Source organism: Gordonia sp. NPDC058843 (assembly GCF_042743165.1).
Lineage (GTDB): Bacteria > Actinomycetota > Actinomycetes > Mycobacteriales > Mycobacteriaceae > Gordonia.
Genome location: NZ_JBHYNC010000001.1, coordinates 118,037 through 132,910 on the forward strand (window position 1 = coordinate 118,037; position 14,874 = coordinate 132,910).

Annotated in this window: 12 protein-coding genes and 1 pseudogene; 6 read left to right on the top strand and 7 right to left on the bottom strand. The window is 69.0% G+C overall.

The genetic code is table 11. The features are described from left to right. Positions 1-19 precede the first annotated feature (19 nt). Entirely contained in the window at positions 20-2,149 is a 2,130-nt protein-coding gene (locus tag ACFW3F_RS00565) for a DEAD/DEAH box helicase (RefSeq protein ID WP_388053672.1), read from the top strand. On the opposite strand, the gene ACFW3F_RS00570 is transcribed toward ACFW3F_RS00565, so the two are convergent. Continuing rightward, a complete protein-coding gene (locus tag ACFW3F_RS00570) occupies positions 2,146-3,078 on the bottom strand; it encodes a hydrogen peroxide-inducible genes activator (RefSeq protein ID WP_388053251.1) in 933 nt (310 codons plus the stop codon). The two genes, ACFW3F_RS00565 and ACFW3F_RS00570, sit on opposite strands and share 4 nt — an antisense overlap. Before the next feature lie 126 nt (positions 3,079-3,204). On the opposite strand from ACFW3F_RS00570, the gene ACFW3F_RS00575 reads away from it, so the two are divergent. Together ACFW3F_RS00575 and ACFW3F_RS00580 are read left to right on the top strand one after the other, a co-directional pair. Continuing rightward, positions 3,205-3,792, top strand: coding sequence for a peroxiredoxin (locus ACFW3F_RS00575; protein WP_004019399.1), 588 nt, complete (start codon positions 3,205-3,207; stop codon positions 3,790-3,792). Between the two features lie 11 nt (positions 3,793-3,803). Next, positions 3,804-4,337: an alkyl hydroperoxide reductase gene (locus ACFW3F_RS00580; protein WP_388053253.1), complete on the top strand. Its 534-nt coding sequence runs from the start codon at positions 3,804-3,806 to the stop codon at positions 4,335-4,337. A 65-nt stretch (positions 4,338-4,402) separates the two neighbouring features. Here ACFW3F_RS00580 and ACFW3F_RS00585 read toward each other — a convergent pair whose 3' ends face one another. Beyond that, positions 4,403-4,834 carry a hypothetical protein gene (locus tag ACFW3F_RS00585; RefSeq protein WP_388053255.1) on the bottom strand — a complete coding sequence of 144 codons (432 nt, stop codon included), beginning with the start codon at positions 4,832-4,834 and terminating at the stop codon, positions 4,403-4,405. A gap of 118 nt (positions 4,835-4,952) precedes the next feature. Next, a pseudogene (locus ACFW3F_RS00590) lies at positions 4,953-5,309 on the bottom strand (NAD(P)-binding domain-containing protein); the annotation flags it as partial. A 109-nt stretch (positions 5,310-5,418) separates the two neighbouring features. Here ACFW3F_RS00590 and ACFW3F_RS00595 point away from each other — a divergent pair. Then, positions 5,419-5,745 carry a winged helix-turn-helix transcriptional regulator gene (locus ACFW3F_RS00595; protein ID WP_388053257.1) on the top strand — a complete coding sequence of 109 codons (327 nt, stop codon included), beginning with the start codon at positions 5,419-5,421 and terminating at the stop codon, positions 5,743-5,745. A gap of 47 nt (positions 5,746-5,792) precedes the next feature. Here ACFW3F_RS00595 and ACFW3F_RS00600 read toward each other — a convergent pair whose 3' ends face one another. Beyond that, positions 5,793-7,046 carry an aspartate aminotransferase family protein gene (locus ACFW3F_RS00600; RefSeq protein ID WP_388053259.1) on the bottom strand — a complete coding sequence of 418 codons (1,254 nt, stop codon included), beginning with the start codon at positions 7,044-7,046 and terminating at the stop codon, positions 5,793-5,795. Between the two features lie 83 nt (positions 7,047-7,129). Between ACFW3F_RS00600 and hrpA the strand changes: the two genes are divergently transcribed. Further along, the gene (gene hrpA / locus ACFW3F_RS00605) at positions 7,130-11,119 is read left to right on the top strand and encodes an ATP-dependent RNA helicase HrpA (protein WP_388053261.1); all 3,990 of its coding nucleotides are present in this window, start codon (positions 7,130-7,132) and stop codon (positions 11,117-11,119) included. Here the strand turns inward: hrpA and nrdR are convergent. Both nrdR and ACFW3F_RS00615 read right to left on the bottom strand, forming a co-directional pair. Continuing rightward, positions 11,093-11,599, bottom strand: a complete 507-nt coding sequence (gene nrdR / locus ACFW3F_RS00610; protein ID WP_388053263.1) for a transcriptional regulator NrdR — start codon at positions 11,597-11,599, stop codon at positions 11,093-11,095. The two genes, hrpA and nrdR, sit on opposite strands and share 27 nt — an antisense overlap. A 99-nt stretch (positions 11,600-11,698) precedes the next feature. Then, complete coding sequence (locus tag ACFW3F_RS00615) at positions 11,699-12,241, bottom strand: LysM peptidoglycan-binding domain-containing protein (protein ID WP_388053265.1); 543 nt, start codon at positions 12,239-12,241, stop codon at positions 11,699-11,701. Positions 12,242-12,472: 231 nt separating this feature from the next. Here ACFW3F_RS00615 and lexA point away from each other — a divergent pair, with 231 nt between their 5' ends. Continuing rightward, on the top strand, positions 12,473-13,177 hold the full coding sequence (gene lexA, locus ACFW3F_RS00620; protein WP_388053266.1) for a transcriptional repressor LexA: 705 nt from the start codon (positions 12,473-12,475) through the stop codon (positions 13,175-13,177). Here the strand turns inward: lexA and ACFW3F_RS00625 are convergent. Further along, the gene (locus tag ACFW3F_RS00625; RefSeq protein WP_388053268.1) at positions 13,155-14,864 is read right to left on the bottom strand and encodes a phosphoenolpyruvate--protein phosphotransferase; all 1,710 of its coding nucleotides are present in this window, start codon (positions 14,862-14,864) and stop codon (positions 13,155-13,157) included. The two genes, lexA and ACFW3F_RS00625, sit on opposite strands and share 23 nt — an antisense overlap. Positions 14,865-14,874 lie beyond the last annotated feature (10 nt).

The window sequence follows — 14,874 nt, forward strand, 5'->3', positions numbered from 1 at the left end:
GAGCCCCGCGCCCGACGTCCTGATACCCACCGTCCTGGTACCCACCGACGACGAGGACACCGCCCTCGAGCGGTACACCGAATGGTGGACCGGGCGGGGCCTGGACCTCTACGACCACCAGGAGGAGTCGCTCCTCGAACTCCTCGCCGGCAGCCACGTCATCCTGGCGACGCCGACGGGCTCGGGCAAGTCACTCGTCGCGGCAGGCGCGCTCTACTTCGCGCGTTGCCGCGGCGAGCGCGCGTTCTACACGGCCCCGATCAAGGCCCTGGTCAGTGAGAAGTTCTTCGAGTTGTGCGCGATGTTCGGCGCGGACCAGGTCGGCTTGCTCACCGGGGACGCAGCGGTCAACGCGGACGCGCCCATCGTGTGCGCGACCGCCGAGATCGTCGCCAACCTCGCGCTGGCGGCCGGCGGCGCCGGCGACATCGGTGTCCTCGTCGCCGACGAGTTCCACTACTACGGCGAACCGGACCGCGGCTGGGCGTGGCAGGTGCCGCTCATCGAATTGCCGTCGACGCAGTTCCTGCTGATGTCAGCGACGCTGGGCGACGTCTCGTTCTTCGTCGACGATCTGACTCGCCGCACCGGTCGCGCGACCGTCGAGGTCACCAATGCGCAGCGGCCGGTTCCCCTCGAGCACACGTACGCGATGACCCCGATCCACGAGACGATCGCCGAGCTCGTCGATCGTGGCCGGGCACCGATCTACGTGGTGCACTTCACCCAGGCCGCGGCGGTCGAGCGCGCGCAGGCACTGCTGAGCGTCCGGATCTGTGACAAGGCCGAGAAAGCGGCCATCGCGGAGGCGATCGGTGACTTCCGCTTCTCCACCGGCTTCGGGAACACGCTGTCCAAACTGCTGCGCGCCGGCGTCGGCGTACACCACGCCGGGATGCTTCCGCGGTATCGGCGTCTGGTGGAACGTCTGGCGCAGCAGGGTCTGCTGAAGGTGATCGCCGGCACCGACACCCTCGGCGTCGGCATCAACGTGCCGATCCGTACCGTGCTGTTCGCGGGCCTGAGCAAATACGACGGGCGGCGGGTGCGGCGCCTGCGGGCGCGCGAGTTCCACCAGATCGCCGGTCGCGCGGGCAGGGCCGGTTTCGACACGATCGGCTATGTCGTCGCCCAGGCCCCCGATCACGACGTGGAGAACGCCCGCGCTGTGACCAAGGCCGGCGATGATCCCAAGAAGCTCCGGAAGTTGGTGCGCAAGAAGCCCCCCGAGGGTTTCGTCTCGTGGGGCGAGAAGACGTTCACCCAGCTCATCGATGCCCCCGACGAGCCGCTGCGCAGCCACTTCCAGATGACGACCGCCATGCTGCTCGAAGTGCTCGGCCGTCCGGGTGACTGCTTCGTCGCGGTCCGCCACCTCCTCGAGGACAATCACGAACCGCGTGACCGGCAGCTGCGCACCATCAAGCACACGATCGAGCTCTACCGCGGGCTGCGGGACGCGGGGATCGTCGTGCAACTCGACGAGCCCGACGAGACCGGCCGGCACATCGCGCTCAGCGTGGACATGCCGGAGAACTTCGCGTTGACCAATCCGCTGTCCGCCTTCGCCCTGGCGACCTTCGAGATCCTCGACCCCGAGTCGTCCACCCACGCACTCGATGTGGTCTCCGTTCTCGAATCGACCCTCGAGAACCCGCGGCCGCTGCTGCTCGCGCAGCGCAAGGTAGCGCGCGACGCCGCCATCGCGGAGATGAAGGCCGACGGCATCGAATACGAGGAACGGATGTCGCGGCTGGAGGAGATCACCTGGCCGCAACCGCTGGCCGAGGAGATCTTCGCCGCCTTCGACATCTATCGCCGGGGCCACCCCTGGGTGTCGTCGTTCCCGCCGGCGCCGAAGTCGGTGCTGCGCGAGATGCTCGAGAAGGCCATGACCTTCACCGAGCTGATCTCCGCGTACGGACTGGCCCGCAGCGAGGGCGTGCTGCTGCGATACCTCTCGGACTGCTATCGCGTATTGCGACAGGGTGTTCCGACGAGTGTGGTGACTCCCGAGATCGAGCAGATCGTCGAGGATCTGGGCACCATGGTCCGCGAGGTCGACTCGAGTCTGGTCGACGAATGGGAGGCACTCGCCGCGCAGGCGGCCGCCAGCGAGTCGCTCGAGCCGGCCGGCGGGCCGGCCTAGAGCCGGGTCACGGCCCCGGTCGCACCGACGAGATCGCCGATGACGGTGGCCAGTTCGCGGTAGGCGTCCTCGTGGCGCGCGGATGCCCGGAAGACCAGTCCGATCCGCCGGCCCGGACGCGGGGACGCGAAGGTCGCGGTGGCCAGATCACCCGACGCCGTCTCCGAGGCGACCGCCGTCTGCGGGATGAGCGTCACACCGAGACCGCCGACGACGCAGTGCACCGCCGTGGTCAGCGAGGCGGCCCTGGTCTGCCCGAGATCGGGCCGGACACCCGCGAGCCGGCACACCTCGAGAGCCTGGTCGCGCAGGCAGTGCCCCTCGTCGAGAAGCAGGAGCGGGAGATCTGCCAGCGCGGTGGGGTCGACGCGGCGGCGTCCGGCGAGCGCATGTCCGGACGGGAGTGCGAGCACGAAATCCTCACGATAGACCGGGATTTCGACGATCCCGGGCATCTCGACGGGTAGCGCGAGCAACGCCACGTCGAGCGTGCCGGTGCGCAGCTGTTCGACGAGTCGGGCGGTCTGTTCCTCCACCACCCGGGGTGCGAGCTCCGGCAGAGCGGTCCCGAGCCCGCGCAGCATGGTGGGCAAGATGTAGGGGGCCACCGTCGGGATGACCCCCAGCCGGAGCGGCCCGCGCAGAGGCTGTCCGGCCCCGGCCGCCGCCGCGGTGAACTCGTCGACCGCCTCGGTCACCGCGATCGCCCGCGGCAGCAGTTCGACACCGTCGGCCGTCAACAGGACACGCCGTGTGGTGCGTTCGACGAGGGTCACCCCGAGACCTGCCTCCAGAGCGGACAGGGCTTGCGACAACGACGGCTGGCTGACGCCGAGATCAGCTGCGGCGGTTCCGAAATGGCGTCGGTGCGCGAGGGCGACGAAGGCACGCAGACCGGCGACGGTCGGCTGATAAGTTCTATCGGGCATACCTATCAGTGTAGTGCTAATCATCACGTTTCGCTTTTGGCCAGAATCCGGCACGATGGTACTCGTACGTCGCGAAACTCTTTCGCGCGCAGATTTCCGTACATTCACCAGCTGAAGGAGCAATACATGGCCCTGCTCACCATCGGTGACCAGTTCCCCGCCTACAACCTCACCGCCGTCATCGGTGGCGACCTCAGCAAGGTCAATGCCCAGCAGCCCGACGACTACTTCACCACGGTGTCGTCGGACGATCACCCCGGCCAGTGGCGCATCGTGTTCTTCTGGCCGAAGGACTTCACCTTCGTGTGCCCGACCGAGATCGCCGCGTTCGGCAAGCTGAACGACGAGTTCGCCGACCGTGACACCCAGGTGCTCGGCGCTTCGGTGGACAACGAGTTCGTCCACTTCCAGTGGCGCGCCCAGCACGAGGACCTCAAGACCCTCCCGTTCCCGATGCTGAGTGACCTCAAGCGCGAACTGGCAACCGCAGCAGGAGTTCTCAACGCCGACGGTGTCGCCGACCGCGCCACCTTCATCATCGACCCGAACAACGAGATCCAGTTCGTCTCGGTCACCGCCGGCTCGGTGGGCCGCAACGTCGACGAGGTCCTGCGCGTGCTCGACGCGCTGCAGTCCGACGAACTGTGCGCATGTAACTGGAAGAAGGGCGACCCGACGATCGACGCCGGCGAGCTCATGACAGCCGGCGTCTGAGAGGAGAACAGATGAGCATCGACAATCTGAAGGAAGCGCTGCCCGAGTACGCCAAGGACCTCAAGCTCAATCTCTCCTCGATCAGCCGCACCACCGCGCTGACCGAGGAACAGCTCTGGGGAACCCTACTGTCGACCGCTGCAACCACGCGAAATGCGAAGGTGCTCAGCGAGATCGCCGACGAGGCCGCCGACACTCTCTCGGCCGAGGCCTACAACGCCGCGCTCGGCGCCGCGTCGATCATGGGTATGAACAACGTGTTCTACCGGGGTCGCGGCTTCCTCGACGGCAAGTACGACGACCTGCGTCCGGGCCTGCGGATGAACATCATCGGCAATCCCGGCGTCGACAAGGCCGCCTTCGAGCTGTGGTCATTCGCGGTGTCCTCGATCAACGGTTGCGGCCATTGCGTTGCGGCGCACGAGAACACCCTGCGCGAGGCCGGGGTCGACCGTGAGGCGATTCTCGAGGCGCTCAAGGTCGCCTCGATCGTCAGCGGCGTCGCCCAGGCGATCGCCACCACCGAGGTGCTCGCGAACGCCTGATCCACCGCACGACGACGACAGGGCCCGGCTGCGATCAGCCGGGCCCTGTCGTAGGTCGTGGTACGTCAGCTCGACGCTGCGCCTGCGCGGAGCAGATCAAACACCCGGGACCACCCGTCGGCGCCGTATCCCTCGTCCACCGCGCGCGTGGCGAGGTCGTGCAGCAAGCGTGGCAGCCGGGCATCGACTCCGGCCTCCTCGGTGGAGGAGACCATGTGCCCCAGTGCCGCCGCCTCCATGCCGATGCTGTCCTCGGTTCCCGGGTACTCCCCTGCGTCGACATCGGCCGCGAGTCCCCGGAAGGTCGCGGGCAGGATGTCCACCATCTCGACGGCCATCGGGACGAAACTCGACGCGGTGTGACCGGCGGAGGTGACCAGCGCGGCCGCGTGCAGGAAGGCGGTCATCCCGCTGAAGAAGATCTCCAGCATGCCGGTGTCGAGTACGGCGGCCACTCCGGGGTCGTCCCCGACGAACAGCGATCTCGGTGCGAGCACCTCCAGCTGGCGCCGATGCCGCTCGAGAAGGTCCTCTCGTCCGCTGTAGAGGATGAGTGCTCCGGGGCGTCCCGATCACCGCGGTCGGGACCATGATGGCGCCGATCAGGACGTCGATACCGCGCTCATCCGCCCACCGCTGGGTCTCGCGGGCCTGGTTCGGTGTCGACGAGGCGAGGACCACGACGACCCGCCCGCGGAACGCCTCGGTGGGGAGTGATCCGATCACCTCGCGCGTGGTTTCCTGATCGCGCAAGCAGGTGATGACGAGGCGGGCACCGGTCGCGGCCGACGCGAGATCGTCCGCCACGGTTGCACCATCCGCGCCCACCCTGTCGGCTGCCGACCGGGTGCGATTCCACACCGTCGTCTCCACATCTGCCGCCAGGAATGCTTGTGCGAGTGCGGTACCCATCGGTCCGAGACCGATCATCGCGACCCCGGCGTGATCATCTGCTGCGCTGTTCTCCGTCATGGGTCTATCGTCGGCAGAACAGCAGACAGCGACAAGTACCCACTATTTTGTGGGGTACTTACCTGGAGGTGGGTGTGGAGTGCATCCACCCGACGAGAGGTGTGGACCCATGGCCGAATTCCTCTGCGGCCTCGACGCCGCCGTCGCGGTGGTGGGCGGCAAGTGGAAACCGCTGATCCTGTGGGCGCTCAGTGTGACACCGCGGCGCACCGGCGAGCTTCGCCGTGAACTCGACGGCGTCTCGGAAAAGGTTCTCACCCAACAGCTCCGCGAGCTGGAACGGGACGGCATCGTGCATCGTGAGGTGTTCACAGAGGTACCGCCCCGAGTCGTCTACAGCCTGACGCCCAAGGGCGCGGCACTCGACAGAGCACTCGCACCCCTGGGCGACTGGGGTGAGGAACACATGGCGGCCATCTCCGCGGCCCGGCGGTGACGGCCGGAATCGTCCGTCCGTCGGAACCTGTCTCGATCTCGTCGGGGTCAGCTCAACGCCGCGCGCATCCGGTCCGCGAGTTCGCCGACCTCGGCGGTCGTCATCACGAAGGCGGGCGAGACCTGGAGTGCGCCTTGCCCCGCGGCGCGGGTGCTGACCCCGTGCTCGCGCAGCTTGAGCACCGTCGCCGGGGCCGTCGCGGCGTCGGCCAGCTGGACCGCGGTGACCGCGCCCAGACCGGTGCGGACCTCGGCGACCGAATCGAGGTCGGCCAGCGGTGACAACGCCGCGGCGAGGTCACCTTCCAGACGAGTCGCCTCGGCAAGGAGGTTCTCGCGGCGGATGATCTCGAGGTTGGCCAGCGCCGCCGCCGCCGCACCCGCGTGCCCGCCGTAGGTGTAGCCGTGCCGCCACCACACCCCGCCGGCGAAGAACGGCTCGGCGATCCACGGGGCGATGAACACCGCGCCCATCGGGACGTAGCCCGACGTGAGGCCCTTGGCGGTGGTGATCATGTCGGGTTCCAGGCCGAATCGCGCCGACGCGAACCAGGATTCGCCCCCGATGCGGCCGAAACCGGTCACGACCTCGTCGACGACGAAGAGGATGTCGTGGTCCCGGCAGATGCCGCGCACCTCGGCGAGGTACCCCTCCGGCGGGAGGTAGATGCCCCCGGCGCCGATGATCGGCTCGCAGAAGAACGCGGCGATGTTGTCGGCGCCCACGCGTTCGATCAAACCGAGCAGGCTCTTGGCGTCATCCCACTCGACGTTCTGGACGTCGTGCATGAGCTCGCCGTAACCGTCGTGGTTCAGCGGGATCCCGGCCAGTGAGGTACCGGCGGCATGCATGCCGTGATAGGCCTTGGTGCGGCTGACGACGACCCGCTTGGACTCGCGGCCCTGCTCCACCCAGTAGCGCCGGGCGAGCTTGACCGCGGTGTCGATCGAGTCGCTGCCGCCGGAGGTGAAGAAGATCTTCGAACCGGGCACCGGCGCGATCCGGCCGAGTTCCTCGGCCAGTTGCAGGGTCGCATCGCTCGCGATGTCACCGAAGTTGGAATAGTGCGCGATGGTGCCGAGCTGGCGCGCGACGGCGTCGGCGATCTCGGTCCGTCCGTGGCCCACATTGGTGAACCACAGCCCGGCGGTCGCATCGAGGTAGGAGTTTCCGTCGCGGTCGAAGATCCGCGCGCCCTCTCCCCTGGTGACGACGAACGGTCCGCTCGCGGTCACCGCACCCATGTCGGCGAACCCGTGCCACAGCGATCCGGGACTTCCTGTGCTCGAACCATCAGCCATGGCCCCAATGATGCCGTTCCGCGCCCCGTGTGCGGCCACTGGGGTGAAGTCCCGTCCGCGCTTGCCCATATCCTGGAGAGATCATGCCCGCCCCGTCTTCCCCACCCTCCCCGTCCGATGGAAGTGTCTCGTCCCCGGGCGCACCGAGCGTCTCGCGCTCGGACCTGATCGGTGCACTCGACGGTGTCGGTCTCGTCGACGCCGACCGCTTACGGCGCCGCATCGACCGGCTGTCGGCGCGTCCGGATGACACGAAGTGGCAGCAGCTCGTGGCCGATGTCGACAAGGCGCGGTCCCGTCTCGACAGGCGGCGGGCGAGCGTCCCGATCCTGCGATTCCCCGACGAACTCCCCGTCTCGGCGGCACGGGAGGAGATCGCTGCGGCCATCCGCGACCACCAGGTGGTCGTCATCGCCGGCGAGACCGGGTCGGGCAAGACCACCCAGCTGCCCAAGATCTGCCTCGAACTCGGCCGCGGCATCCGCGGGGCGATCGGACACACCCAGCCCCGTCGCATCGCGGCGAGCTCGGTCGCCAAGCGCATCGCCGACGAGACCGACACCGAACTCGGCGACGCAGTCGGCTATTCCGTCCGATTCACCGACCGGTCGGGCGCCGACACCCTCGTCCGTGTCATGACCGACGGCATCCTGCTGCGCGAGATCGCCACCGACCCCATGCTGCGTCGCTACGACACCCTCATCATCGACGAGGCCCACGAGCGCAGCCTCAACATCGATTTCATCCTCGGGTACCTGCGCCGGCTGCTGCCGCGGCGGCCCGATCTCAAGGTGATCATCACCTCGGCGACGATCGAACCGGCCCGGTTCGCACGGCATTTCAGTACGCGTTCGTCGTCGGTGCCGGTCATCGAGGTGTCGGGGCGCACGTATCCGGTCGAGATCCGCTACCGGCCGCTGAGCCTGCAGGAGCGCCCTGACGACGGCGACGACACCGGCGGTGGCGAGCACGCCGACCTCGACCAGATCCAGGGCATCGACGCGGCGATCGACGAACTGTGGGCGGGTGGCCGCGGCGACATCCTGGTGTTCCTGCCGACCGAACGCGACATCCGGGAGACCGCGGATGCCCTGCGGCGCCGGACCGTCGGCGGCAAGGGAGCGACCGCCGAGATCGTGCCGCTCTACGCGCGGCTGTCGATCGCCGAACAGCAGAGGGTGTTCGCCTCCTCCGACGGGCGCCGGATCGTGCTCGCGACCAACGTCGCCGAGACATCGGTCACCGTGCCCGGCATCCGATACGTCATCGACACGGGGACGGCCCGGATCAGTCGCTACTCGACCCGGACCAAGGTGAACCGCCTGCCCATCGAGCCGGTCTCGCAGGCCAGCGCGCGGCAGCGGGCCGGACGCTGCGGTCGTGTCGCGCCGGGCGTGTGCATCCGCCTGTACAGCGAGAACGACTTCGAGTCCCGGCCGGCCTTCACCGATCCGGAGATCCTGCGCACGAATCTCGCCGCCGTCATCCTGCAGATGACCTCCCTCAAGCTCGGGGAGATCGCCGAGTTCCCGTTCGTCCAGCCGCCCGACGAGCGCGCGATCCGCGACGGGTTGGGCGTGCTGACCGAACTCGGCGCCATCACCCTCCCGCGCGAGGGCGGTGCCCCACGGCTCACCCCGATCGGCCGGTCGATGTCGAGGATCCCGGTCGATCCCCGCGTCGCCCGGATGCTCATCGCCGGGCACGAGCTCGGTTGTCTCGACCACCTTCTCGTGATCGCCGCCGCGATGTCGCTCCCCGATCCCCGCGAACGCCCGGCCGAACACCGGGAGGCCGCCGACGCCCAGCACCGGCGGTTCGCCGTCCCCCAGTCGGACTTCCTCTCCTATGTGGAGTTGTGGCGCTATCTCGGTGAACAACGTAAAGAGCTGTCCGGCAGCCGCTTTCGCCGTATGTGCGAGCGGGAATACCTGCATTTCCTGCGCATCCGGGAGTGGCAGGACCTACATCGGCAGCTGACCGAGATCGTCAAGGACCTCGATTGGTCGGTTGCGGCGACCGAACTCGACGCAGACGCCGTCCATCGGGCCATCCTGTCCGGGCTGTTGAGCAACATCGCCGCCCGCAACACCGAGGGCCGTGAGTTCACCGGTGCACGCAACACCACGCTGCTCATCTTCCCCGCCTCGCCGCTGGCCAAGAAGCCGCCCGCCTTCATCATGGCCGCCGAGGTCCTCGAGACGTCGCGGCTCTTCGCGCACACCGTCGCCGGGATCGACCCGCTGTGGGCCGAGCGCCTCGCCGGCGACCTGGTCAAGCGCACCCACAGCGAGCCGCACTGGTCGGCCAGACGTGGGGCGGCGATGGCCTACGAGCGCGTGACGCTCTATGGAGTGCCCCTCGTCGCCCGCCGGCGCGTCGACTACGGCCCCATCGACCCCGAGGTCTCGCGCGAACTGTTCATCCGGCACGCACTCGTCGAAGGCGACTGGCGGACGCAACACGCGTTCTTCGAACGCAACCGCAGGCTTCTCGACGCCGCCTCGGACGTCGAGAACCGCACGCGCACTCGGGGACTCGTGATCACCGAGGACCAGCTCTTCGAGTTCTACGACCGGCGACTCCCGTCGGACGTCACCTCCGCCCGTCACTTCGACACCTGGTGGAAGAAGGCCCGCCGCGCCGAACCCGAGCTACTGGATCTGCGGCCGGAGGACGTCACGGGGGGCACCGAGGTGGCGCCCACCGACTATCCCGGCGCCTGGCAGCAGGGCGACACCCGACTCGAACTGCGCTATCGCTTCGAACCCGGCACACCCGACGACGGGGTCACCGTCGTGATCCCACAGGCCCTGCTCCCCCACGTGCGGCCGGCCGGCTTCGACTGGTCGGTGCCCGGCATGCGCGCCGAACTGGCCACCGCGCTGGTCAAGTCACTTCCGAAGCAACTTCGCAAGAGCATGTCCCCCGCACAGCGCTTCGCCGAGCTCGCCCTCGGCCGGCTCACCCCGCGCAAGGAGCCCCTGGCCGTCGGGCTGGCCCGTGAGCTCTCGGCGATCACCGGGATGAGAATCTCCGCGGCCGATTTCGACGCCGACCGGATACCGCCGCACCTGCGCATGCACTTCGCGGTCGCCGACGACGCCGGACAGATCGTCGCCCGCGCCGACTCGCTACCCGAGCTGCAACAGACCGGCACGCCCGCTGCACCGAAGACGGTGTCGCGCACGCTGTACCGGACCTGGACCGCCGATGGGATCGGCACGCTCGCCGACGAGCGAACGGTCGACGTCGCGGGACAGCGGCTGACGCGGTATCCGACGATCGATGCGGTGTCCGACGACAAGGGCCACGCGCGGGGCGTCATCGTCGTCGACGCGGCCACCCCCGACACCCGCGACCGTCTACATCGACGCGGGATCATCGCACTTCTCGATCTGGCGGTACCCCCGCTGCACAAACGGATCGCCGGATCGCTCACTCCCGCTGTTCGACTCGCCCTGAGCCAGAGCCCGTATGCGGACACCGAGGCGCTGCTCGCCGACTGCACGCGACGGGCCATCCGAGACACCGTCACCGGCGTCGACGACGCCGAGCTGACGACTGTTCGCTCGCCACAGGCGTTCTCGGCATTCCTCGAGCGGATTCGTCCGCGCGTCACCGAAGCCGCACCGGACTACTTCACGCTGGCCGTCGCGGCGCTCGAACGGATGGCGCCGGTCCGGGCCGCCATCGACCGGCACGCCGGTTCACTGGCCGCCGACGACGTCGCCGAACAGATCGATCACCTGGTGTTCGACGGGTTCGTCGCGGCCACCGCTCGTCGACATCTGGAGAACGTGCCGCGCTACCTCGAAGGTGCACAGGCGCGACTGGAAGCACTGCCGGCGTCGGCGTCGCGAGACCAGGCCGGGGTGGGGGTCGTCGATCGGGTCGTCGAACGCTGGGCGCAGCGCCTCGAGCAGGTGCCCGAGCACCGGCGGGCCATCGTCGACGACGAGGCGCAATGGCTCGTCGAGGAACTACGCGTCGGCCTGTTCGCCCAGCGTCTCGGTACGGCGTTTCCGGTGTCGGAGAAACGGGTCCTACGAGCTCTGGACGGGCTCGGCTGAGACGGTCTCGGTGCGCGCATCACCCGATGTCGATGCCGATGCCGACTTCAGGTCGTCGATCTCTCGCTGGAAGTCCTCGACGGAGTCGAACGACCGGTACACCGAGGCGAAACGCAGATACGCCACTTCGTCGAGATCGCGGAGCGGACCCAGGATCGCCAGACCGACCTCGTTGCTGGGGATCTCGGCCGAGCCGCTGGCGCGCACCGTGTCCTCGACCTGCTGGGCCAGCTGCGCGAGCGCGTCCTCGGCGACGTGGCGGCCCTGGCATGCACGCCGCACACCGCGCATCACCTTCTCCCGACTGAACGGCTCGGTGACCCCGTTGCGTTTGACCACGGCCAGTACGGCACTTTCCACCGTCGAGAATCTGCGCCCGCACTCCACGCAGGAGCGACGGCGTCGGATGGCCTGCCCTTCATCTGCGACACGCGAGTCGATGACCTTGGTGTCGTCGTTCTTGCAGAAGGGGCAGCGCATCGTGTCCTCACGCAGGTCTCGGGACGCTGGAGCGCAGTGAAACCGTGCGCCCCGCCGCTTCTCGGCCGGCCCCTGTGACACCGAGGATACCGCCCGGCCTCAGCGGTACCGGGGGGTGAGCAGGGGCTGGCCCACCTGCAGCGCGCTCGAAGGCAGATCGTTCATCGCGACGATCTCGTCGATCACGACCTCACGCGGCATCTCGGGCGCCACCCGGCCGGCGATCGTGCTGAGCGAATCCCCCGAGCGGACGTGGACGACCTCCGCGCTCACCGCGGCAGGCGTCATCGAGTCCGAGTAGTTCTGCCCGACGACACCGAAGACCCACACGACGAACGCCAGCCCGACGCCGGCGAGGACGGCGACCGCGGTGCGGCGACGGCGACGGAACACCGCCGCATTCGGCGCGACCGGGCCCCGGCCCCTCGCCCCCATCGGCGAACCGCAGTGCGTGCCACCCAGGCGTGGGGTGAGCGGCGATGAGCCACCCGCCGGCCGGTTGCCGGAGGGCCGGGTGTCCACCGGCCTGGTGCCGTCGGAGAGCGGGGCCCGGGTCCGGACACGATCGGCGCGATCGGTGCTCGCCCGGGTGACGACGGGGCGTTCGGCGTGGACGGGAGCGACGAGAGTGGCGGTGCGCATGGTGCCCTCCGGGAGTTCTGGTGTGCTGGGTGTGCGGTTGTTCGGTGTTCGAACTTCGATCAGGTGTTCGATGCACTGATGTTCGAATTTGTAGCACGGCGCACCGACAAAGTCTCGCGACACATCGAACAAATGTTTGAGGTGATGCCCGCACTCCGCTAGGCTCGGACGCGGCTGAGACATCCCACGGGCCATCTACCTGCACGTTCCGAAAGACGAGAGGAACCGAACATGAGTGACACCGGCGATAGGCGCGGCCGAGCGCGGGGCGCCGACACCGAGGCCCCGATCGACGTCGCCGCCGCCGAGGCCTCACTCACCCCGCGGCAACTCGGGGTCCTGGAGGTGATCCGCCGTTCGGTACGCGAGCGCGGCTACCCGCCGAGCATCCGGGAGATCGGCGACGAGGTCGGCCTGGCCTCGACGTCGTCGGTGGCCCATCAGCTGCGGACGCTGGAACGCAAGGGACTGCTCAAACGCGACGCGAATCGGCCCCGAGCGGTCAACATCGCCCCGAGCGAACCGCCCACTCCGGAGAACCCGACGGCGAGCCAGTTGCCCGAGCCGACCTTCGTGCCGGTCCTCGGACGGATCGCGGCCGGCGGTCCGATTCTCGCCGAAGAAGCCGTCGAGGACGTCTTCCCGCTGCCCCGCGAACTGGTCGGCGAGGGCTCACTCTTCCTGTTGCGCGTCGTGGGCGAGTCGATGATCGACGCCGCCATCTGCGACGGCGACTGGGTGGTGGTCCGCCAGCAGAACGTCGCCGACAACGGCGACATCGTCGCGGCCATGATCGACGGCGAGGCCACGGTGAAGACCTTCAAGCGTCAGGGCGCCAACGTCTGGCTCATGCCGCACAACGAACTGTTCGATCCGATCCCCGGTAACGACGCCGTCATCCTCGGCAAGGTCGTCACCGTGATGCGGCGAGTCTGACCTCTCCACCGACCGAACGGTCGAGCACTGCCGCGGCGGCCTCACGCGCCGCGGCGGGGTCGGAGGTGGCCAACGCGGCGTCGGCGGCCGCGCGACAGTCCTGCGCGGTCACCTCGCCGAGTCGTGCTCCCACCGCGGCCGCTGCGGCCGGCGCGCTGGAGAGCGAGGTCACCCCGAGTCCGACGAGCACGCAGGCGAGATTCGGATCGGCGGCCGCCTCCCCGCACACCCCCACCGGCTTGACCTGACGGACTCCCGCGGCGGCGACTCCGGCGATCAGGCTGAGCACGGCGGGTTGCCACGGGTCGGTGAGCCCGGCGAGATCGGCCGACATCCGGTCGGCCGCCATCGTGTACTGGGTGAGGTCGTTGGTGCCGATCGACACGAAGTCCACCTCGGCGAGGACCGCCTCGGCCAGGATCGCCGCAGCGGGCACCTCGATCATGACCCCGGCCACCAGACCCCGGCCACGGACCTCCGCGGCGAACACGCGCGCCTCCGCCGGCGAGGCGATCATCGGCGCCATCACCCACGGCGCGACCTCGACACCCTCTGCGGCCCGCGCGATCGCATCGAGTTGATGCGTACGGATCTCGGGATGTGCGAGCGCGATCCGATCCCCTCGGACACCGAGCGCGGGATTGGATTCGTCGGGATGCGTCACGAAACGGAGGGGTTTGTCGGACCCGGCGTCGAGGGTGCGGATCACCACCTTCTGTCCGTCGAACGCGTCGAGGACCTCACGGTAGATCGCAGCCTGCTCGTCGACCGTCGGTTCGTCGGCGCGTTCGAGGAACGCGAGTTCGGTGCGGAAGAGTCCGACACCCTCGACGGGGTGGCCGGCCGCGGCCCTTGCCGACGATCCGTCGGCGACGTTGGCGAGCACCGAGACCGGAGCACCGTCGGCGGTGTGGCCCGGGCCCGTCCAGCCGGCGACGACTTCGGCGTGCCGCCGGTCCTCGTCGACGCGCGTCCGGGCTGTCTCCGTGTCGGGCTCCACTTCGATCCGCCCGGTCGTCCCGTCGACGAGAATGGTTGTGCCGGATTCGATCTCGGCGAGATCGGCGACTGCCACCACACACGGGATGCCCAGTTGCCGCGCGATGATCGCGGTGTGACTGGTCGGTCCGCCCAGGCGGGTGACGAGAGCGATCGTGCTCGTCGGGTCGAGGCCCGCGGTGTCGGCGGGTGCGAGGTCGTCGGCCAGCAGCACCGACGGCACCTCCGGTGTCGGCACGCCCGGTTCGGGTAGGCCGAGCAATTCGGCGAGGACGCGGTCCCGGACATCGTTCAGATCGGTGACCCGCTCGGCCATGAGCCCACCGAGTTTGGTGAACACCGCCGCGAACTGGTCGGTGGCCACGACGGCAGCGGCCTCGGCGGAGGCGCCCTTGGTGATGAGGGCGGTTGCGGCACCGATCCAGCCCCGGTCCTCGGCGAGGCCCGCTGTGGCCGCGAGCACCTCGGCAGCCACCCCGGTGTTCTGCGATGCGCGGGCGCGCAGTCGCGCGGCGACCACTCCGGCCGCGGCGGCGAAGCGCGTCACCTCGTCGGCGCGGCGCTCCTCGGCGATCTCCACACCGACGCCGAGCTTCTCCGGGGAGTGATCGGGCCGCTCGCCCGGCCACAGCGCGGGACCGTGGGCCAATCCGCCGACCACCGGGGTTCCCGTCAGTATCTGCGCCATCGTCTTGCCT

Excerpts from the sequence above, each read along its gene's own strand:
- ACFW3F_RS00575 (WP_004019399.1), top strand. The coding sequence starts at position 3,205 with ATGGCCCTGCTCACCATCGGTGACCAGTTCCCCGCCTACAACCTCACC.
- ACFW3F_RS00625 (WP_388053268.1), bottom strand. The coding sequence starts at position 14,864 with ATGGCGCAGATACTGACGGGAACCCCGGTGGTCGGCGGATTGGCCCAC.
- ACFW3F_RS00580 (WP_388053253.1), top strand. The coding sequence starts at position 3,804 with ATGAGCATCGACAATCTGAAGGAAGCGCTGCCCGAGTACGCCAAGGAC.
- ACFW3F_RS00600 (WP_388053259.1), bottom strand. The coding sequence starts at position 7,046 with ATGGCTGATGGTTCGAGCACAGGAAGTCCCGGATCGCTGTGGCACGGG.
- ACFW3F_RS00615 (WP_388053265.1), bottom strand. The coding sequence starts at position 12,241 with ATGCGCACCGCCACTCTCGTCGCTCCCGTCCACGCCGAACGCCCCGTC.
- nrdR (WP_388053263.1), bottom strand. The coding sequence starts at position 11,599 with ATGCGCTGCCCCTTCTGCAAGAACGACGACACCAAGGTCATCGACTCG.
- lexA (WP_388053266.1), top strand. The coding sequence starts at position 12,473 with ATGAGTGACACCGGCGATAGGCGCGGCCGAGCGCGGGGCGCCGACACC.
- ACFW3F_RS00570 (WP_388053251.1), bottom strand. The coding sequence starts at position 3,078 with ATGCCCGATAGAACTTATCAGCCGACCGTCGCCGGTCTGCGTGCCTTC.
- hrpA (WP_388053261.1), top strand. The coding sequence starts at position 7,130 with ATGCCCGCCCCGTCTTCCCCACCCTCCCCGTCCGATGGAAGTGTCTCG.
- ACFW3F_RS00595 (WP_388053257.1), top strand. The coding sequence starts at position 5,419 with ATGGCCGAATTCCTCTGCGGCCTCGACGCCGCCGTCGCGGTGGTGGGC.